This window comes from Kitasatospora sp. NPDC005748 (assembly GCF_040630735.1).
GTDB lineage: Bacteria > Actinomycetota > Actinomycetes > Streptomycetales > Streptomycetaceae > Kitasatospora.
Window position 1 is genome coordinate 1 of record NZ_JBEXYD010000097.1, and the last position, 19,340, is coordinate 19,340.

At 73.0% G+C, this 19,340-nt stretch carries 15 protein-coding genes; 6 read left to right on the forward strand and 9 right to left on the reverse strand.

The window, feature by feature from the left end:
- Positions 1–148: 148 nt before the first annotated feature.
- A complete protein-coding gene (locus ABZ495_RS35200; RefSeq protein ID WP_359840000.1) occupies positions 149–634 on the reverse strand; it encodes an LURP-one-related family protein in 486 nt (161 codons plus the stop codon).
- A gap of 209 nt (positions 635–843) precedes the next feature.
- On the opposite strand from ABZ495_RS35200, the gene ABZ495_RS35205 reads away from it, so the two are divergent.
- The 3 genes from ABZ495_RS35205 (at position 844) to ABZ495_RS35215 (ending at position 4,570) form a co-directional block, all read left to right on the forward strand.
- Entirely contained in the window at positions 844–1,326 is a 483-nt protein-coding gene (locus ABZ495_RS35205; protein ID WP_359805768.1) for a GNAT family N-acetyltransferase, read from the forward strand.
- 187 nt (positions 1,327–1,513) lie between these two features.
- Positions 1,514–2,668 carry an acyltransferase gene (locus ABZ495_RS35210; RefSeq protein WP_359840001.1) on the forward strand — a complete coding sequence of 385 codons (1,155 nt, stop codon included), beginning with the start codon at positions 1,514–1,516 and terminating at the stop codon, positions 2,666–2,668.
- 87 nt (positions 2,669–2,755) lie between these two features.
- On the forward strand, positions 2,756–4,570 hold the full coding sequence (locus ABZ495_RS35215) for an NHL domain-containing thioredoxin family protein (RefSeq protein WP_359840003.1): 1,815 nt from the start codon (positions 2,756–2,758) through the stop codon (positions 4,568–4,570).
- Positions 4,571–4,661: 91 nt separating this feature from the next.
- Here the strand turns inward: ABZ495_RS35215 and ABZ495_RS35220 are convergent, their stop codons facing one another.
- Together ABZ495_RS35220 and ABZ495_RS35225 are read right to left on the reverse strand one after the other, a co-directional pair.
- Positions 4,662–5,957 carry a M18 family aminopeptidase gene (locus tag ABZ495_RS35220; RefSeq protein WP_352291224.1) on the reverse strand — a complete coding sequence of 432 codons (1,296 nt, stop codon included), beginning with the start codon at positions 5,955–5,957 and terminating at the stop codon, positions 4,662–4,664.
- Positions 5,958–6,267: 310 nt separating this feature from the next.
- Positions 6,268–8,097 (reverse strand): acyl-CoA dehydrogenase, encoded by a 1,830-nt coding sequence (locus ABZ495_RS35225; RefSeq protein ID WP_359805478.1) that lies wholly within the window; start codon positions 8,095–8,097, stop codon positions 6,268–6,270.
- A 215-nt stretch (positions 8,098–8,312) separates the two neighbouring features.
- Here ABZ495_RS35225 and ABZ495_RS35230 point away from each other — a divergent pair, with 215 nt between their 5' ends.
- Together ABZ495_RS35230 and ABZ495_RS35235 are read left to right on the forward strand one after the other, a co-directional pair.
- Entirely contained in the window at positions 8,313–8,825 is a 513-nt protein-coding gene (locus tag ABZ495_RS35230; RefSeq protein WP_329488978.1) for an SseB family protein, read from the forward strand.
- Between the two features lie 162 nt (positions 8,826–8,987).
- Positions 8,988–9,944: a pirin family protein gene (locus ABZ495_RS35235; RefSeq protein ID WP_359840005.1), complete on the forward strand. Its 957-nt coding sequence runs from the start codon at positions 8,988–8,990 to the stop codon at positions 9,942–9,944.
- 127 nt (positions 9,945–10,071) lie between these two features.
- Here ABZ495_RS35235 and ABZ495_RS35240 read toward each other — a convergent pair whose 3' ends face one another.
- The 4 genes from ABZ495_RS35240 to ABZ495_RS35255 all read right to left on the reverse strand — a co-directional run bounded on the left by ABZ495_RS35240 (position 10,072) and on the right by ABZ495_RS35255 (position 12,742).
- Positions 10,072–10,224: a hypothetical protein gene (locus ABZ495_RS35240; RefSeq protein WP_329488976.1), complete on the reverse strand. Its 153-nt coding sequence runs from the start codon at positions 10,222–10,224 to the stop codon at positions 10,072–10,074.
- Between the two features lie 208 nt (positions 10,225–10,432).
- Complete coding sequence (locus ABZ495_RS35245) at positions 10,433–10,747, reverse strand: hypothetical protein (protein ID WP_329488975.1); 315 nt, start codon at positions 10,745–10,747, stop codon at positions 10,433–10,435.
- A gap of 70 nt (positions 10,748–10,817) precedes the next feature.
- Positions 10,818–11,804, reverse strand: a complete 987-nt coding sequence (locus tag ABZ495_RS35250) for a TauD/TfdA family dioxygenase (RefSeq protein WP_359840008.1) — start codon at positions 11,802–11,804, stop codon at positions 10,818–10,820.
- Between the two features lie 44 nt (positions 11,805–11,848).
- Entirely contained in the window at positions 11,849–12,742 is an 894-nt protein-coding gene (locus ABZ495_RS35255) for a TauD/TfdA family dioxygenase (RefSeq protein ID WP_352298325.1), read from the reverse strand.
- Between the two features lie 253 nt (positions 12,743–12,995).
- On the opposite strand from ABZ495_RS35255, the gene ABZ495_RS35260 reads away from it, so the two are divergent.
- Positions 12,996–14,405, forward strand: coding sequence for an MFS transporter (locus tag ABZ495_RS35260; RefSeq protein ID WP_359840010.1), 1,410 nt, complete (start codon positions 12,996–12,998; stop codon positions 14,403–14,405).
- A 57-nt stretch (positions 14,406–14,462) separates the two neighbouring features.
- Here ABZ495_RS35260 and ABZ495_RS35265 read toward each other — a convergent pair whose 3' ends face one another.
- Positions 14,463–16,322 carry a BTAD domain-containing putative transcriptional regulator gene (locus ABZ495_RS35265; protein WP_359840012.1) on the reverse strand — a complete coding sequence of 620 codons (1,860 nt, stop codon included), beginning with the start codon at positions 16,320–16,322 and terminating at the stop codon, positions 14,463–14,465.
- A 363-nt stretch (positions 16,323–16,685) separates the two neighbouring features.
- On the reverse strand, positions 16,686–19,340 hold a 2,655-nt coding region (locus ABZ495_RS35270), incomplete at its 5' end, for a serine hydrolase (protein ID WP_359840014.1).

Consider the following 19,340-nt stretch of genomic DNA (forward strand, 5'->3'; position numbering starts at 1 on the left):
GCGCGGGGCCTCCCCACCCGCCCGCCCCACCCCCCCCCCAACCCCCCCCGGGGCGCCGGAGACCTCCGTCTTCTTCTCTTGTTCCGGGCCGGTGTGGGGGGGCGGGTGCGGGACCGGCCGGTCCCGCACCCGCCGCGGAACACCCGGGTCAGTCCTGCGCCGTCAGGTGGTCCACGCAGGCGGCGACGGCCAGCAGCAGCCCCACGTCCGCGCCGTCGGCCACCTCCACGCCGTAGGTGTCACGGATCCGGAACCACTTGCGGGAGATCCGGGCGAGCTCGTCGCCGTGCTCGTCCTCGATCCGGTAGTCCTTGTCGATCAGGTCCCCGTGGACCTTCAGCTCGCCGCCACCGGCCAGCTCCACCAGGTACTTGTCGCGGAACGGCGTGAACAGCTTCTCCCGGACGGTCGCCACCACCTCGCCGTCGGCGTCCTCGATCCTCATCGCGTCCCGGACGGTGAACGCCTTCTCCTTCACCACCGCGACCAGCCGGCCGTCGGCGTCCTTCAGCTCGAAGGTGTCGCGCAGCCGCAGCACCTTGCCGTCCACCAGGAACGCCTTGTGCCCCTGATCGTCCTCGATCCAGTAGTCGTCACCGATCGCGAACAGCTTCTCCCTGACCAGGTACCGCATACCGCCTCCTTCGCGTGGACGTGCGATCCATTCGACCCGATCGGCCTCCCCGTGCGAAGCACCGCCACACGACGGAGTTGAATGGGCCCGTGGACCGCTCCGATCCGTCCGACGTCACCGCTGCCGCAGCCGTCACCGACGACACCGCCGTTACCGACGACACCGCCGTCACCGCCGTCACCGCCGCCACCTCCGCCACCTCCGCCGTCCTGCGTACCGAGCGCCTGGACCTGCTGCCGATCGGCCCCGAGCACGCCGAGGGGATGGCCGCCGCCCTCGCCGACCCGGACCTCTACACCTTCACCGGCGGCGGACCGGCCACCGCCGACGCCCTGCGGGCCCGCTACGCCCGGCTCGCGGCAGGCTCTCCCGATCCCGCCGAGGCATGGGGCAACTGGGCGCTCCGGCTGCGCGCCGACGGCCGGCTGGCCGGCTACGTCCAGGCCACCATCGGCCCGGACACCGCCGAGATCGCCTGGGTCCTGGGCACCCCCTGGCAGGGGCGCGGCCTCGCCACCGAGGCGGCGCGCGCCCTGCTCGACCACCTCCGGGCGTCCGGCGTCACCACCGTCCTCGCCCACGTCCACCCCGACCACCGGGCCTCCGCCGCCGTCGCCCGGGCGCTCGGCCTGCGCCCCACCGACGAGCGGCAGGACGGCGAGGTCCGCTGGCGCTCGGCGCCGCGGTCCTGAGCACGGCCCGGTCCTGAGCGGATCCACTCCCGAGCGCGGTCCGGTCCCGAGCCGGCTCCGGGCACACCGAACCGTCACACTCCACCACCGGATGGTCAAGAACGGCCACGGTCGGCCATGATATCGCTGCCCCGACCGGGGTGCCCGCACGGGTGCCCTAGCGACGACGCCCGCCCGGAGACTCCCCATGCGCCGACTGACCCATGCCGAATTCCTCGCGATGCGGCGGTTCGACGCGCTGGACGGGCTGCGCGCCGTCGCCGCCGTGATCGTCGTCTTCTTCCACTACGGCGGCCCGCAGTCCCGGTTCCTCTCCGGCTGGATCGGGGTGCACGCCTTCTTCGTCCTCTCCGGCTTCCTCATCACCACCCTGATGCTCCGGGAACGGGACCGGACCGGGCGCATATCGCTGCGGAACTTCTACATCCGGCGGGTGTTCCGGATCGTGCCGCTGTACTACCTGGGGCTGCTGATCACCATGGTCGCCGTCTACCGCTCCGGCCACGGCTGGGCGGTGCTGATGGACCACCTGCCGAACTACCTCGGCTTCATGAACGAGTACCACCTCGCCGGCGACACCCCGTACCTGCACACCTGGACCATCGGCATCGAGCAGAAGTTCTACCTGGTCTGGCCGCTCGCGCTGATCCTGGTCGGCCTGATCTCCGACCGGCTCCGCATCCCGCTCGCCGTGGCCGCGATCGCCCTCGTCCTGGTGCCGTACAACGAGACCTGGAAGGGCATGGGCCTGCACTACTCGGTGCTGCTGATCGGCGCGCTGCTCGCCGTCGTGCTGCACAGCCGCCGCGGCTTCGCCCTGCTCAGCCCGCTGACCCACCCGGTGGTCGGCGCGGTGGCCGGGGCCGGCTTCCTCGTCCTGCACGCCCACCTGCCGGACCTGACCGACCACTTCGGCAGCGAGCAGCCCACCATCTTCCTCTTCGGCCTCGGCGTCGCCCTCCTGCTGCCCACCCTGCTCGGCCCCGGCCCGGGCCGCCTGCTGCTCTCGCTGCGCCCGCTGGTCTTCGTCGGCGAGCGCTCCTACGGCCTCTACCTGCTCCAGGCCTCGGCCGTCAGCCTCACCGCCGCCCTGGCCCCGTGGCTGCCCGGCGGCACCCCGACGTTCGCCGCCGCCGTCTGCCTGGTCGCGCTGGCCGCCGCCGACCTGCTGCACCGCCGCCTGGAGACACCGATGATCGAGGCCGGCCGCCGTCTGATCACCTGGTGCGACACCGTCTCCCGACGGGCCCGCCCCACCGTGCCCACTCCGGCCGTCGCCCCCGACGCCACCGTCGACCCCCCGGCCACCCCCGCCCTCGCCGGCAGCCCCCGCCCGGAGTGACCACCCGCCGGAAGCCCCCGGCGGCCGGGCGCAATCCCCCGCCGACCGCCGGAATGAGGAGCACCCCACGTGCGGTTTGATGGGGGTATGGCATCTCGTGCACGTGTACGCGCCCCCGAGCTGGTCGGGGCAGGCGGTTGGCTGAACACCGGCGGCAAGGACCTCACCCTCGCCGACTTCCGGGGCAAGATCACCGTCCTGGACTTCTGGACCTTCTGCTGCATCAACTGTCTGCACGTCCTGGACGAGCTCCGTGAGCTGGAGGAGAAGCACCGCGACACCGTGGTGATCGTCGGCGTGCACTCGCCCAAGTTCGTGCACGAGGCCGACCACCAGGCCGTGGTCGACGCCGTCGCCCGGTACGAGGTGCACCACCCGGTGCTGGACGACCCGGCGCTCGCCACCTGGAAGCAGTACGCGGTGCGCGCCTGGCCGACGCTGGTGGTGATCGACCCCGAGGGGTACGTGGTCGCCCAGCACGCCGGTGAGGGCCACGCGCACGCCATCGCCCGGTTGGTGGAGGAGCTGGAGGAGGAGCACGCCGCCAAGGGCACGCTGCGCCGCGGCGACGGTCCGTACGTGGCGCCGGAGCCCACCGCGGGGGACCTCAAGTTCCCCGGCAAGGCCGTCCGGCTGCCGAACGGGCACTTCCTGGTCGCCGACTCCGGGCACCACTCGCTGGTCGAGCTGGCCGAGGACGGCGAGAACGTCGTCCGCCGGATCGGGGACGGCGTGCGCGGCCTGGTCGACGGCACCTCCCCCCGGTTCAGCGAGCCGCAGGGCCTCGCCCTGCTCCCCGAGGGCTCGGCCTACGACGTGATCGTGGCCGACACCGTGAACCACGCGCTGCGCGGCGTCCGGCTGGCCGACGGCAGCGTCGACACCCTGGCCGGCACCGGCCGGCAGTGGTGGCAGGGCTCGGCCACCGAGGGCCCGGCCCGCGAGGTCGACCTCTCCTCGCCGTGGGACGTCGCCTGGTTCGACGGCGAGGTCTGGATCGCCATGGCCGGTGTCCACCAGCTCTGGGCGTACGACCCGGCGGCCGGCACCGTCCGGGTCGCGGCCGGCACCACCAACGAGGGCCTGGTCGACGGCCCCGCCACCGAGGCCTGGTTCGCCCAGCCGTCCGGCCTGGCGGTCTCGGCGGACGGCGAGCGGCTCTGGGTGGCCGACTCGGAGACCTCGGCGCTGCGTTCGGTTTCACGTGAAACGAAGGCGGTCGAGACCGCCGTCGGCACCGGCCTCTTCGACTTCGGGCACCGCGACGGCGAGGCGGGGCAGGCGCTGCTCCAGCACCCGCTGGGCGTCACCGTGCTGCCCGACGGCTCGGTGGCCGTCAGCGACACCTACAACCACGCGCTGCGCCGCTTCGACCCGGCCGGCGGCGAGGTGACCACGCTCGCCACCGACCTGCGCGAGCCCTCCGGCGCGGTGCTGGTCGACGACGACATCGTGGTGATCGAGTCCGCCCGGCACCGGCTCACCCGGCTGCGGCTGCCCGAGGAGGCCGTCCGGGTCGAGTCGGTGGCGCACCGCACCCAGCGGGCCGCCACCGAGGTCGCCGCCGGCGCGTTCCAGCTGGACGTGGTCTTCTCGGCGCCCACCGGCCAGAAGCTGGACGAGCGCTACGGCCCGTCCACCCGGCTGCTGGTCAGCTCCACGCCGCCCGAGCTGCTGGTTTCCGGCGCGGGCGCGGACTCCGCGCTCTCCCGCGAGCTGGTGCTCTCCGACCAGGTGGCCGAGGGCGTGCTGCACGTCTCGGCGATGGCCGCCTCCTGCGACGACGACCCGGAGATCGAGTTCCCGTCCTGCCACGTCCACCAGCAGGACTGGGGCGTGCCGGTGAAGCTGACGGCGGACGGCACGCGCCGGCTGCCCCTGGTGCTCGCCGGGATGGAGTAGCCGCGTTCCGGGCGACGCCCGGGAACGCCGAAGGGCCCGGCCACCCGGCCGGGCCCTTCGGCGTCGGGGTCCGCGGACCCCTGGGGCGTGCTCAGCCCTCCAGGAAGGCCTTGATCGCGGACGCCAGCAGGAACGGGTCGTCCGCCCCGCACAGCTCGCGCGCCGAGTGCATGGACAGGGCCGCGATGCCGCAGTCCACCGTGCTGATCCCGAGCCGCGCCGCAGTGATCGGGCCGATCGTCGTACCGCAGGGCATGGCGTTGTTGGAGACGAAGGTCTGCCACGGCACGCCGGCCTTCTCGCAGGCCGCCGCGAAGACCGCCCGGCCGATACCGTCGGTCGCGTACCGGTTGTTGACGTTGACCTTCAGGATCGGTCCGCCGTTGGGCATCGGGTGGTGCCCCGGCTCGTGCCGCTCGCTGTAGTTCGGGTGGACGGCGTGGCCCATGTCGGAGGAGAGGCAGACGGTGCCGGCCAGCGCCCGCGCGCGGTCCTCCGGGCTGCCGCCGCGCGCGTAGACGCTGCGCTCCAGCACGTTGCCGAGCAGCGGGCTCTGCGCGCCGGTGTCCGACTCGCTGCCGGTCTCCTCGTGGTCGAAGGCGGCCAGCACCGGGATGTACGGCAGGTCGTCGCCGGCCACGGCGGCCAGCGCGGCGGTGGCCGCGTGCACCGAGAGCAGGTTGTCCAGGCGCGGGCCGGCCAGCAGCTCGCGGTCCCGGCCCAGGTAGCTGGCGGGCTGCACGTCGTGCGTCATGAGGTCCCAGCCGGCCACCTCGGCGGCGTCCACCCCGGCGCGCTGGGCGACGTAGTCGATCAGCGAACCCTCGTCGACCGGGCCGAGGCCCCAGATCGGGGTCAGGTGGCGCTGCTTGTCGAGCTTCATCCCCTCGTTGACCTGGCGGTCCAGGTGGATCGCCAGCTGCGGCACGCGCAGCAGCGGCTCGTCCAGCTGCACCAGCCGCGAGCTGCCGTCCCGCAGCGCGAGGCGCCCGGAGAGGCCGAGGTCCCGGTCGAGCCAGGTGTTCAGCGGCACGCCGCCGTAGATCTCCACCGCGACCTGTCGCCAGCCCGCCGACCCGGTGTCCGGCACCGGCTTCACCCGCAGGTTCGGGGAGTCGGTGTGGGTGCCCACGACGCGGAACGGCGTCTGCGGACCGGCGCCCTGCGGCACGTACCAGGCGATCAGCGCGCCGCCCCGGATCACGTAGCGGCCCCCGGCCGTCGCGTCCCAGGCGTCCGTCTCGGCCACCTGCCGGAATCCCGCCTTCTCCAGCCGCTCGGCGGCGCTGGCGACCGCGTGGTAGGGCGACGGTGAGGTACCGAGGAAGGCAATCAGATCATCGGTGTGCGTCCGGTCGAAGAAAGCCTGACGGGCGGCGGTCGACATGCTGCTCCTGAGTCGAGGGAGGGCTGAAGCCGGATGGGGGGTCGGCTTCGCACCTTGAGCATATGCCCGTACACGGACAGGACACTCGGATCCCCCCAACGGATGCAGAACGCGGACAGAAACGTGAACTGACGCCGCGCCGGGCCGCGCGCACCCTGCGACCGCGCCCGGTAGCGGACCGTCATCCCGGGCCCGTGACCGGGCTGCGGCCCGCCGGGGCGGCCGGGCCCGGGCACACCGAAGGGCCCGGTCGAGGAACCGGGCCCTTCGGTGTGAGGGTGGGGTCAGGCGGTCATCGGGGGTGCGGGCGTCAGAACGCCTCCTCCGCCAGATCCATGATCTCGTTGTCGATGCCCTCGGCGATCAGACGCTGCGAGCCGACGGTCGGCAGGATGTTCTTGGCGAAGAAGCGGGCCGCCGCGACCTTGCCCTGGTAGAAGGCGACGTCCTTCTCCGAGGCGCCGGCCTCCAGCTTGGCCAGGGCCACCGCGGCCTGGCGCAGCAGCAGCCAGCCGACCACGACGTCGCCGGAGACCATCAGCAGGCGGGTGGTGTTGAGGCCCACCTTGTACATGTTCTTGACGTCCTGCTCGACCGAGGAGAGGTCCGCCAGCAGCTTGCCGACGATCGCCTCCAGGTCGCCGGCGGCCTTGGCGAGCAGCTCGCGCTCGGCGGCCAGGGCGTCGCCGCCCGCGGCCGAGCCGAGGAACTTCTGGATCTGCTCGGACAGCGCGGTGAGCGCCTGGCCGCCGTCCTTGACGATCTTGCGGAAGAAGAAGTCCTGGCCCTGGATCGCGGTGGTGCCCTCGTAGAGGGTGTCGATCTTGGCGTCCCGGATGTACTGCTCGATCGGGTACTCCTGCAGGTAGCCGGAGCCACCGAAGGTCTGCAGGGACTGGGCGAGCTGCTCGTAGGACTTCTCCGAGCCGTAGCCCTTGACGATCGGCAGCAGCAGGTCGTTCAGGCGCTCGGCGGCCTCGTCGCTCTCGCCGCGCAGGCGGGCGGCGAGCACGTCGTCCTGGGTGGAGGCGGTGAGCAGGACCAGCGCGCGCATGCCCTCGGCGTACGCCTTCTGGGTCATCAGCGAGCGGCGAACGTCCGGGTGGTGCGTGATGGTGACGCGCGGGGCGGTCTTGTCCAGGAACTGCGAGATGTCGGCGCCCTGCACGCGCTCCTTGGCGTACTCCAGCGCGTTCAGGTAGCCGGTGGAGAGGGTGGCGATGGCCTTCGTGCCGACCATCATCCGGGCGAACTCGATGATCTTGAACATCTGGCGGATGCCGTCGACCTTCTCGCCCAGCAGCCAGCCCTTGGCCGGGTGCTTGGCGCCGAAGGTCATCTCGCAGGTGTTCGAGGCCTTGAGGCCCATCTTGTGCTCGACGTTGGTCGCGTAGACGCCGTTGCGCTCGCCGAGCTCGCCGGTCTCCCAGTCGAAGTCGTACTTCGGCACGATGAAGAGGCCGAGGCCCTTGGTGCCCGGCTTGCCGCCCTCGGGGCGGGCCAGCACCATGTGGATGATGTTCTCGGACATGTCGTGCTCGCCCGAGGTGATGAAGCGCTTCACACCCTCGATGTGCCAGGAGCCGTCCTCCTGCTTGACCGCCTTGGTGCGGCCGGCGCCGACGTCCGAACCGGCGTCCGGCTCGGTCAGCACCATGGTGGAGCCCCAGAGGCGGTCGGTCATCCGCTTGGCGACCTCCAGCTGCTCCTCGGTGCCCTCGTCGGCGATGACGCCGGCGAAGGCCGGGCCGGAGGAGTACATCCAGATGGCCGGGTTCGAGCCGAGGATCTGCTCGGCGAAGCCCCAGATCAGCGAGGACGGGGTGACCTGGCCGCCGATGGACTCCGGGATGCCCAGGCGCCACCACTCGGCGTCCATGAAGGCCTGGTAGCTCTTCTTGAACGTGTCCGGGATCGGCGCGGTGTTCGTCTCCGGGTCGAAGACCGGCGGGTTGCGGTCGGTGTCGGTGTAGGAGGCGGCGAGGTCGTTCTCGGCAAGGCGCGTGATCTCGCTCAGGATGTTCTTCGCGGTCTCGACGTCCATGTCCGCGAACGGTCCGGTGCCGTAGACCTGCTCGCGGCCGAACACCTCGAAGAGGTTGAACTCCACGTCCCGCAGGTTGGACTTGTAGTGACCCATCGCCGTTTTCTCCGGTTCGTCGCTTCCGGGAGACCGCCGCGTTCGGGCGCCCCGTACCCACCAGTAGGCATCATGATGCTACCCAGCGGTAACATGTTTCAAGCCCCTGACCGTGAATCCGCTATGAACGTGGTCACGTCCCACAAGGCGGGACGGCCACTCCTTGTCAGGATCGACGCCCGCACGGGCGGGTGCGCTCCCGCTAGCCTGTCCGTGTGTACGGCTATGACCAGAACGCATACCCGGGTGATCCCTACCAGCAGCAGGCGGGACCGCAGCCGGGCATGAACGGCATGCCCGGCGCCGGCCCCGGCCCGTACGGCGAGCAGCCGCAGGCGGCGCAGCAGCAGTCCCTCTACCCCGAGCCGTCCCCGCCCTCGCTGGCGGACGCGGTCCGGGCCTTCACCACCGGCTCGATGGCGGTGGAGGACTTCCAGGCCATCTTCATCACCTCCAAGGTGCACTGCCCGCGCGGCGAACGCCCCGGATTCCTGGCGCTGCACAACACGCCGACCCCGGTGATCCCGATGTTCAGCTCGCTGAAGGAGCTGCGCCGCTACGCCGGCAAGGACTCGAAGCACTTCACCGTCACCGGTGCCGAGGTGCTCGACCTGCTGCCGACCGGCTACGGCTTCGCGCTGGACATGGAGGGCGAGCACCGGATGGTGTTCGACGCCAAGGCGGTCGAGCAGATGGTCGACTTCACCATGCGCCGCATGTACGGCTGACGGCCCGCCCGGCCGCCGGCGCCACCGCCGCGGCCGGCGGGCCCCCGCGCAACGGGCCCCGGCCCTCCCGTCGGGACATAGTTCAATGTTCAACTTGCTTCTTGTTGAGAGTTGAACTAATCTCGTGGACGTAGGCAAGAGGAACCCCCGAAGGAGGCCGACATGCCAGCCGTGACCGTCGAAAACCCGCTCGTTCTGCCGCGTATCGCGGCGCCCGCCGCCGACTCCCGGCCGCGTCCCGTGCTGGCCGTGTCGACCGCCCCCAGCGGCTTCGAGGGCGAGGGCTTCCCGGTCCGCCGCGCCTTCGCGAAGATCAACCAGAAGTACCTGGACCCGTTCATCATGATGGACCAGATGGGCGAGGTGGACTACGCGGCCGGCGAGCCGAAGGGGACCCCCTGGCACCCGCACCGCGGCTTCGAGACGGTCACGTACATCATCGACGGGACCTTCATCCACCAGGACTCGCACGGCGGCGGCGGCGTCATCACCGACGGCGACACCCAGTGGATGACGGCCGGCTCCGGCCTGCTGCACATCGAGACCCCGCCGGAGTCGCTGGTGATGTCCGGCGGACTCTTCCACGGGCTGCAGCTCTGGGTGAACCTGCCCGCCGCGGACAAGATGATCGCGCCGAAGTACCAGGACATCCGCGGCGGCAGCGTGAAGCTGCTCGCCTCGGAGGACGGCGGCGCGCTGGTCCGCCTCATCGCCGGTGACATCGCGGGCCACCAGGGCCCCGGCGCCACCCACACGCCCATCACGATGATCCACCTGACCGTGAACCCCGGCGCCCAGGTCACCCTGCCCTGGCGGGCCGACTTCAACGGCCTGGCCTACGGCCTCGCCGGCAGCGGTTCGGCGGGCACCGAGCGGCGCCCGTTCCACCTGGGCCAGGCCGTCGTCTTCGGCGAGGGCGACTCCCTCACCATCCGGGCCGACGACGCCCAGGACTCCCGGAGCGAGGGCTTCGAGGTCGTCCTGCTCGGCGGGCTGCCGATCCGGGAGCCGGTCGCCCACTACGGCCCGTTCGTGATGAACAGCCACCGCGAGCTCCAGCAGGCCATGGAGGACTTCCAGGCCGGCCGCCTCGGCACCATCCCCGCCGGCGCCAACTGAACACCGCGGGACCGGCGTACGACCGCGGCGGCCCGCCGAATCCCGTACGGGGTTCGGCGGGCCGCCGCGCTGTCTCCCACCGCCGCCGGTACGGCGATGTGAGCCATCGTCGGATTCGGACGGACCGTCAGTCCCAGCCGTTGTTCATGGCGACCGTGACGGCCCCGCCCCGGGCACCGGTCGCCGCGTCGATCAGCGAGACGGCCGGCGCGACCAGCAGGGTGACGGACAGCACGACCGCGGCCGGAGCGATACGGCGGACGATGGCCATGGCGTTCATTGGAATTCCCCCAATTACCTGCCCGCGAGATGGCGCGGGCACTGACGTGTGAATTCGTGGCGAGCCTGATCCGGCTCGGCACTTTCGGCGGCTTCTCCTTGGTTTCCGAGGAGCTCCCCCTGCCGACACCTCTACTCTCACACGGTCGAGGTGGCCTGACCATGGAATCGGTAGGCCAGGGTGTTGCCATGTCACGTTGCTGCCGTCGTCACCCTTCCGCGTCCGGCTCGCCGGACAGCAGGACCTCCCCGAACTGCGGGACGAGCGTCGCCCCGACCCTGACCAGGTGCCCGCCCCGCAGGCCCGAGCAGTAGGCCAGGCAGAGCTCCCGGGCGGCCTCCTCGGCCTCCCGGACCAGGGCCCGGGAGAGGAAGAGCACCGCGCGGACCGCCCCGTCCCGGGGTTCGGCGTAGACGTGCCGCAGCCCGTGCCCGGGCTCGGCGCAGCGCAGCAGGCCGTCGCGGACCTCCTCCGCGGAGGGCCCGTCGGCCGGAATGGCCAGATCGGCCAGGACGATGTGCATGGCTACCCAGGGAGGGATGGCGGGAAGCGGCCGCTGTCGGGGGACCGGCGACCGCCTCCCACCGCGGCGGTCAGTACAGGACCAGGCCGTTGTCGGCCCGGTGGCCGCGGCTGCGGCGGTGGTCGAGGTGCACGAAGGTCCGGTGCAGCCAGCGGTCGTGGCCGTCGTAGCGGGCCTCGAAGGAGGTCCGCCCGTGCACCGACAGGCGGTTGTCCACGAAGGCCAGCTCGCCGGGCTGGAGCACCAGCATCGCCGAGACGTCGAGCAGGGCGCCGCGCAGGATCTCCAGGGCCGCCGTGGCGGTCTCGTCCAGACCGGTGGTGGCGCTGAAGTCGACCCGGATGTTCGGGTCGTCCGCCGCGCCCTCCAGCACCGGGTGGTACTCGGCCCCGGCGCCGGCGTGGAAGGACGGCGGCGGCTGCGTCACGAAGCGCGGCTGCATCAGGACCTCGATCACGTTGTCCGGGATGATCAGCAGCGCCCGGCGGATCGACGACACCAGGGTGCCGGCGGTGCCGCTGTGGTCGTTGCGCAGGCAGAACAGCCCGACGTAGTCCGGACGGTGCGGGTGGAAGGCGTTCTCCACGTGCAGCTCCAGCAGCGTGCCGGAGCCGGCGTTGCTCTGCGACTCCTCGCGCCCCGGCACCGGGACGACGTTCTGCACCAGGGCGCCGGACTTCTCCTCGCGGTACGCGACGACCTCGCCCAGGGCCAGGCTGACCAGGGCCGAGATCGCGGCCGGAACGGTGGCCACGCGCTCCACCGACTCCGGGACCGTCGGAGTCACCGGCAGCGCGTCCACGTCGTTCGGCAGGTTGCGCAGGATCAGCAGGCCGTCCGGGCCCGGGTCGTGGCGGTAGCGGCGGACCGCCTCCCGGACGCGCAGCGGCAGCCGCGCGGAGAGCTTGCGGGCGGCTCCCATCCACGCGATCTCGTCGACCATGCCGCGCTCGACCCCGACGAGCTGCCCGGCCAGGGCGTACACCTCGTCGCGCTCGGCGTCGGTCAGGGTGACGGCACTGGTGGTGTGGATTGACGACGACAACACCGTGGTCATCGGATGACCCCTTTCAGGCTTCTTCGCCGGTTCTCAACCGGAAGTCAGTCGGACATCGCCACGAGGACCCGGCGTGCCCCCGTGAACGGGCGGCGGCCGTGGCCGACCAGCAGGTTGTCGATCAGCAGGACGTCGCCTTGGCGCCAGTCCACGTCCACGGCCGCCGCCAGACCGCGGTCGCGGACCTGCAGGACGTGCTCGGCCGGGATCGGCGACCCGTCGGCGAAGGCCACCGACTGCGGCAGGTCCTCCTGCGGCATGACCTTGGCCAGGGCGGCCGCGGTCTCGTCACCGAGCGCGGCCGGGTGCCACTGGTCGGACTGGTTGAACCAGACCTCGGCGCCGGTCCTCGGGTGGTGGACGGTCGCCGGGCGGTTCTGGACGATCCGCAGACTGCCGTCCCGCCGCCACTGGCTCACGGCGTGCGAGGCGGCCAGGAACGCGTCCACCTCGTCCCGGTCACCGGTCTCGAAGGTCTCCTGCCAGCTCTTGCCGAGGCCGAGGCCGCCGTGCAGGTTCTGGGTGTACCGGACACCGTCGGCGAAGCGCTCGCGCACCTCGTCGTCGAGCAGCTCCAGCCAGAGCGCCGCGTCGACCACCGGGGTGGCCCCACCGGTCGCGGCGGCCGTGACGCAGCAGAACAGCAGCCGCGCGGGCCACTGGTGCGCGTACGAGAGCTCGTTGTGCATCGAGATGGTGAACTCGGCCGGGTACTCGGTGGAGGTGTAGACGTTGTCACCGACCTTGGTGCGCGGCGAGTTCCCGTGCACGTAGGCGAGGCGGTTCGGCAGCAGCCGGTCCATGACCGGTGCGAGCCGCTCCTCGGTGGCGCCGAAGCCCCGGAACACCAGGGCCTTCTCCCGGTCCAGCAATGACTCCAGATCAGGGCTGGAATCGAGCCATTCGAGCAGCCCGTCGAGGCCCGAGTCTTCGGACACGGACAGTGATTCCGGGCTGATCTCCAACGGCTTCCAGGCGGGACGTGCGCCCAATGCCGCGACCCCCTTCCAGGTCGACAGACGGCCACGCGGAAATCCGTGGCAGGAGGACGGTCCCGAAAGGTCCTATATTCCAGCGATATTCGCACCGCCCGGACCGCGCCCGGGCCGGGGTATAGGGAATCGATAGCAGGCGGCCCAAGGCTGGCGAGCCAATGCCGGAAACGGTCCGATGGCAGCGAGAGGGCCCCTCATGACCATACCGACAGCGACCGACGCGCGCGGGCGTCCCGACCGAACCGGGCCGACGGCCAGCACCGAAGGAACACCGGTCGAAGGAACACCGGTCGAAGGAACGCCGGCCGACGAACCGGAGGCCGCCGAACCGGGGGCCGACAAGCCGGGGGCCGCAGGCGGCGCCGACACCGCCGCCGGGGCCGACGCGCTGGCACCCGCCGTGCCGCTGCGCCGGAACATGGACTTCCTGCGGCTCTGGGTCGGCGCCGGCCTGTCGAAGTTCGGCTCCACCGTCTCGATGGTCGCCTACCCGATGCTGGTCCTCTGGCAGACCGGCTCCGCCACCGCCTGCGGCTACGTCGCGTTCGCCGCGGCGCTGCCCAACCTGCTGGTCCAACTGCCCGCCGGGGCGCTGGTCGACCGCTGGGACCGGCGCAAGGTGATGCTGGTCTGCGACGCCGTCCGGATGCTCGCCTTCGCCGCCGTCGCGCTGGCCGCCTACCACCACTGGGTCTGGGTGCCGTTCATCATGGCCGCCGCCTTCGTGGAGAGCGCGCTCGGGATCTTCTACTCGACCGCCGAGCAGGTGACCGTCCGCAACGTCGTCCCCGTCGAGCAGCTGCCGGCCGCCCTCGCCCAGAACCAGGCCCGCGGTGCGGCCATCGGCCTGCTCGGCCAGCCGCTCAGCGGGTTGCTCTTCACCGTGCTGCGCTGGCTGCCGTTCGCCGTCACCGCCGTGGCCGACCTGGTCGCGCTGATCTGCCTGACCTTCATCCGCCGCGACCTGCGGGCGGCCCCGACCGGTCCGCCGCAGCGGCTGCACCACGAGATCAAGGACGGCGTGGTCTGGCTCTGGCGCCAGAAGTTCCTGCGGATCATGACCGCGGTGTTCGCCGGCAGCAACCTGCTCTTCCAGATGCTGAGCCTCACCGTCATGGTGGTGATCAAGGAGCACGGCGGCAGCCCCGCGGTGCTGGGCCTGGTCTCCGGGGTGGCCGGGGTCGGCGGCCTGCTCGGCGCGCTGGCGGCCGGCTGGTGGGCGAAGCGGGTCGGCCTGTACGCCACCGCGGTGCTGGGCCACCTGGTCTGGCTGGTGCTGATGCCGCTGGTCGCGCTGCTGCACCAGCCGGTGGCGATCGGCCTGGTGGCCGCCGGGATCATGTTCGTCGCCGGGCTGTTCAACGTCTGCGGCGGGGTCTACATGGCCCGGAACACCCCGAACGAGCTGCAGGGCCGGGTGACGGCCACCTCGGCCTTCCTGACCTCCGGCGCCAACGCGCTGGGCTCGCTGGCCGCCGGCTACCTGCTCGCCCGCGCCGGGACCACCTGGACCGCGATCGTCATGGCCGCCGTCCTGCTGCTGCTGACCGCCGCCGTGACGCTCAGCCCGGCCGTCCGGGCGGCCGGGCGGGAGGCCCCGGCGTAGCGGCGCGCGGAGCCTCCCGGCGGGCTCGGCCGGGAGGCTCCCGCGGCGCCGCCGCCGTCAGCCGGCCAGCAGTTGCACGGTCCGGGACCGCGGCGCCCCGCGCTGGCTCGGCACGCCGCCCGCGCCCGGCGCCGACACCAGCAGCACCACCAGCTCGTGCAGCCGGTACCCGCCCCGCTCGGAACCGCCCGCGCCGGCCGTCTCCAGCAGCCGGATGTCCACCAGCTCCTCCAGCACCTGCTCCGCCGTCGCCTGCGGCAGCCCCAGCTCCCAGGCGGCCGCCTCGGCGGGGAAGACGCCCGTCCCGAAGGGCGCGAGCCTGCTCAGCACCTGCCGGCCGCGCAGGCTGACCTCGCGCAGCGAGCGCCGGATCGTCTCGCGCACCCGCAGCTCGCCGAAGCTCAGCTCGTCCAGCCGGGTGCTCTGGTCGGCCAGCCGCCCGGCCAGCCGGGACAGCGGCCAGTGCGGCCGGGCCGCCAGCCGCACCCCGGCGATCCGGACGGCCAGCGGCAGGCCCGCGCAGCTGTCCACGATCGCCCGGGCCGACAGCGGGTCCGCGGCGACCCGCTCCGGCCCGACCAGCGCGGCCAGCAGCGCCATCGACTCCCCGTCGTCGAAGACCGGCAGCGCCAGGGTGTCCCGCCCCGAGGCGGCCAGCAGGTGCCGGCGGCTGGTGACGATCACCGCCGACTCGGGCCCGTTCGGTAGCAGCGGGGCGATCTGCGCGTTGCTCACCGCGTTGTCCAGCACCACCAGCAGGCGCGCCCCGGCGCAGTGCGTGCGGTACAGCCGGATCAGCTCCAGCAGCCCCCGGTCGGGATCGGCGGACTCGACGCCGAGGGCGTGCAGGAAGGAGGTCAGCACGGTCTCCGGGGAGCGCGAGGTGCCGTCCTGGTCGGTCAGGTCGGCGTAGAGCTGACCGTCCGGGAAGTGGTCCCGCAGGCCGTGCGCCCGGTGGACGGCGAGCGCCGACTTGCCGACCCCGGCCATCCCGGTGATCAGCGCGCGCCGGGGGCCGGCACCGGCCGCGTCCGACGCCACCAACCGCTCCAGCTGGGCCAGCTCCGCCCGGCGGCCGGTGAAGTCCGCGACGTCCGGCGGCAGCATGGCCGGTGCCGGCCGCCCGGCGGCGGGCAGGCCGAGCCGGACCGGGCCCGACGGCGCCGGGCCGGCGGCCGGCAGACCCAGGGTGCCCTCCAGGACCGCCTGGTGGACGCCGGTCAGGGTGGCCCCCGGGTCGATCCCCAGCTCCTCGGCCAGGATCCGGCGCCCCGCGTGGAAGACCGCGAGGGCGTCCGACTGCCGGTCGCACCGGTACAGCGCGGTCATCAGCTGGGCCCTCAGCCGCTCCCGGGTCGGGTGCTCGGTGGCCAGCGCGGTCAGCTCCGGCACCAGGCGCTGGTGCCGGCCGAGCGCGAGCTCCACCTCGACCAGGTCCTCCTGCGCGGCCAGCCTCAGCTCCTCCAGCCGGGGCCGCTCGGCGTCCGCCAGGAACTCGGTCACGTTGCCGAGCACCGTGCCGCGGTAGCGGGACACCGCCGCCCGCAGGTCGTCGGCGGCCTGCGCCAGGTTCCCCCGGGTCAGCGCGTCACGACCGCGACGGGCCAGCCGCTCGAACGTCGTCAGGTCCAACTTGGCCTCGTGCGTGACCAGTTGGTACCCGCGCGGGCGGCGGACCAGCTCGACGTGCGGCCCCAGGCGCTTCCGCAGCCGGGAGACGTAGGTGTAGATCTGCGCGGTCATCGTGGTCGGCGGGTCCCAGGCCCACAGCATGTCGCTCAGGTGCGTGTCGGAGACGGTCTGGCCGTTCGCCAGCAGCAGGCTGGCGAGCACCGTCTGCGCCTTGACGCCCGGCAGTTCGATGTGGAGGCCCTGGTCGTCGAGGACCTCGACTGGGCCTAGGACACGCAGTTCCATGATTCCCCCTGTGCTGTGCCGAATGCGTGCGGACGGCCGCGTCCGCGGCGACCCGCGATCCGGCGCGCCGACACCGGCCGGCGGCCCCCCTCTGGATTCTGGGCCGGTCGGGGGGCCCAGTCAGCGGTCCGGCGACGTCAGGACGCTGCACTGGCACGATGTGGTCATGCCCGGGAGGGCGGGCCCGGGGCGATTCGGGGTAGGCCCGGGGCCGGTCCGGGGCCATCCGGGGCTTCGGCAACCCGCGTCGGACCGGGGCTCCGGCCACGGCCGCCGCACGCGGACCGGCCCCCGCCCGCCCCGCGCGCGGCGGGGGGACGGGGGCCGGCGGCCGGGCCCTCAGCGGCTCGGCCCGGCCGGGGCTCAGCCCAGCCGCGACTCCGCCTCGGTGGCCTCGTCGATCGCCTGCTGCCAGAGGTGGGCCAGCCGGTTCTGGCCGGTCCACACCGTGGCGAGCAGGTGCTTGACCAGCTCGCGCCCGGTGACCGCGTTGGACAGCAGCACCACGCCGGTGCCGGAGTGCACCCGCAGGCCGGTCATCGCCTGGAACCCGACGGCCTGACCCCCGTGTCCGAACTCGAGGTCGCCGCTGGTGTCGTCGACGATGGTGCTCCAGCCGTAGGAGCGACCGGACTGCGGGGCGAGCATCCGCCGGACCAGCTCGGCGCCCACCAGGCCGCCGGAGGGCCCCAGGTGGCAGCGCCGCACCTCGACGGCCAGCCTGGCCAGATCGGCCGCGGTCGTCCACAGGCCGCCGGCCGCCAGCTCGGGGTTGAGCACGTACCCGCCGGACACCGGGGTGCCGTCGGCGTGGTGGCCGCGCGCGTACGGCCGACCCAGCTCGTCCGGGACGGCCACCCCGAAGCCACTGCCGGTCATCCCCAGCGGCGCCAGTACCAGCCGGTGCACCAGGGCCGGGAACTCCTCGCCGGTGGCGTCCGCCATGGCCTGCTGGAGCACCGAGTAGTTCAGCGGGATCTGCCGGAAGGTGGCGCCGGGCTCGTCCAGCAGCCGGGCCGGCGGGGTGATCGCCGGCGGGCGGCCGTTCAGCACGTCGAGCACCGTGGGCACCGGGTCGTGGCGGTGGTAGTTCCCGTCGACGTCCGGATGGGGGGCGATGCCGGACAGGTTGGCGATCAGCAGCCGGGGCGTCACCGGGGTCGACACCCCGGGCAGCGCGGGGACCTGCCAGGAGGTGAGGTACTCGTTGACGTCGCGGTCCAGCTCGATCACGCCCGCTTCGACGAGGCGCAACAGGGCGAACGTGGTCACGTGCTTGGAGATCGAACCGGCCGGGAACAGCGTCTCGGCGGTCACCGGTGCGGGGTCCTCCACCCCGAGCACGCCGAACTGCTCGACCGCCGCCAGCTCGCCGTTGCGGATCAGCGCCAGCGAGGCACCCGGGATGCCGTGCCGCGCCATCACCTCGGCCACCCCGGCGACACCCGCCGGGGCCGCCGCGGACCGGCCGCGCGGGGCGGCCGCCGGCCGGTCACCGGCCTGGTCCAGCAGCTCCACCACACAGCGCAGCTGCTCGGCGGCGAGGCTCTGGACGGTGGCCGGCTCGTGGACGGCGGTGTTGTACGTCCAGTGCAGGTACAACCGGCCGTCGTAGACCTCGGCCGCGATGTCGAGCAGGTGGGTCGACGGCGTGTCCGGGGCCGCCCGCAGCTCGATCCGGCCCGGGACGAACACCAGCGGCGGCTCGCCGTCCCGCTCGGCACCGGTGAGCGGCGGCGCGGCGGCCGTCGGCGCGGTCGGGGTGAAGCCGAACCGGACCTCGCCGGTCGGCAGCTCCGCCAGCTCGGCCGCCAGCTCGGCATCCGGCGCCAGGTAGCGGAGCAGGCCGTAGCCGTGCGCGGGCGCCGGCACCGACCGCAGCCGGCGCGCCACCGCGGTGTGCACGGCGGACAGCTCACGCCCCTTCGGGATCCGCAGCACCACCGGGTGGAAATCCGCCAGCGGGCCGACGGTGTTCGCCAACTCGGATGCCAGCGCCTGCTGGTGGCGCGGATCGGTGACGACGTCGAGCAGGATCCGGTCGCCGCCGGCCCACTGCGCCAGGGTCCGGCCGAGGGCGGTCAGCAACGGCTGCTCGGGGCGCGGACCGGCCAGCAGCGCGGCCGTCCGCTCGGCGGGCAGCACGACCGTGACGGTCTCCTCGGTGGCCCGGCACGGCGCCTGGTCCCCGACCCGGTCCACCGGCAGCGACACGGCCTCGGCCCGGTCGAGCCAGTACTCCGCCTGCTCGGCCACCCGCTCGGAGCGCGCCTGCTCGCCCAGCTCCTGCGCCCAGGCCCGCCACGGCACCTCGACCGGGGCCGTCAGCACCGGAGCACCCGCCGCCGATTGCGCGTAAGCCGCGTTCAGATCGGCGAGCACGATCGGCCAGGAGGCGGAGTCCGCCGCGAGCTGGTGGATCGTCAGCCACAGCTCGTGACGCTTCTCGTCGTCGAAGCGGACCAGCGTGGCGCGGAGCATCGCACCCTCGGACGGGACCAGCCCGGCCCGGTCCCGGGCGAGCGCGCCGTCGAGCGCGCCGGCACGGTCGGCGGGCGCCACGGTGCCGAGATCGAGCACCGAGAGCAGGGCCGTCCCGGCGGGCGCCGGGGCCGGCTCCGCCGGCCGGCCGTCGGCGGAGATCCGCAGCCGCAGAGCCTCGTGGCGGGCCACCAGCGCGCCGAGCGCGGCGGCGAGCACCGCTGCGTCGGGCAGCCGCCCGAGCGCCAGCCGGACCGTCCGGGCACCGCCGTCGGCCGAGGCCAGCAGCCGGTGCTGGCTGGGGGTCAGCGGCACGTCCTCCCCGGCCGGACCGGCCGGCTCGGCGTCGATCATGCCCGCCACCTCGGCCAGGCTCTTGGCCTGGAGCATCATCCACAGCGCCAGCGGCACGCCGGCCTCCCGGCACTTGGCCAGCACCTGCACGGCGCGGATGGAGTCGCCGCCGAGGTCGAAGAAGCTGTCGTGGATGCCGATGCGGGGGAGGTCGAGGACCTCGGCCCAGATGGTGGCGAGGCG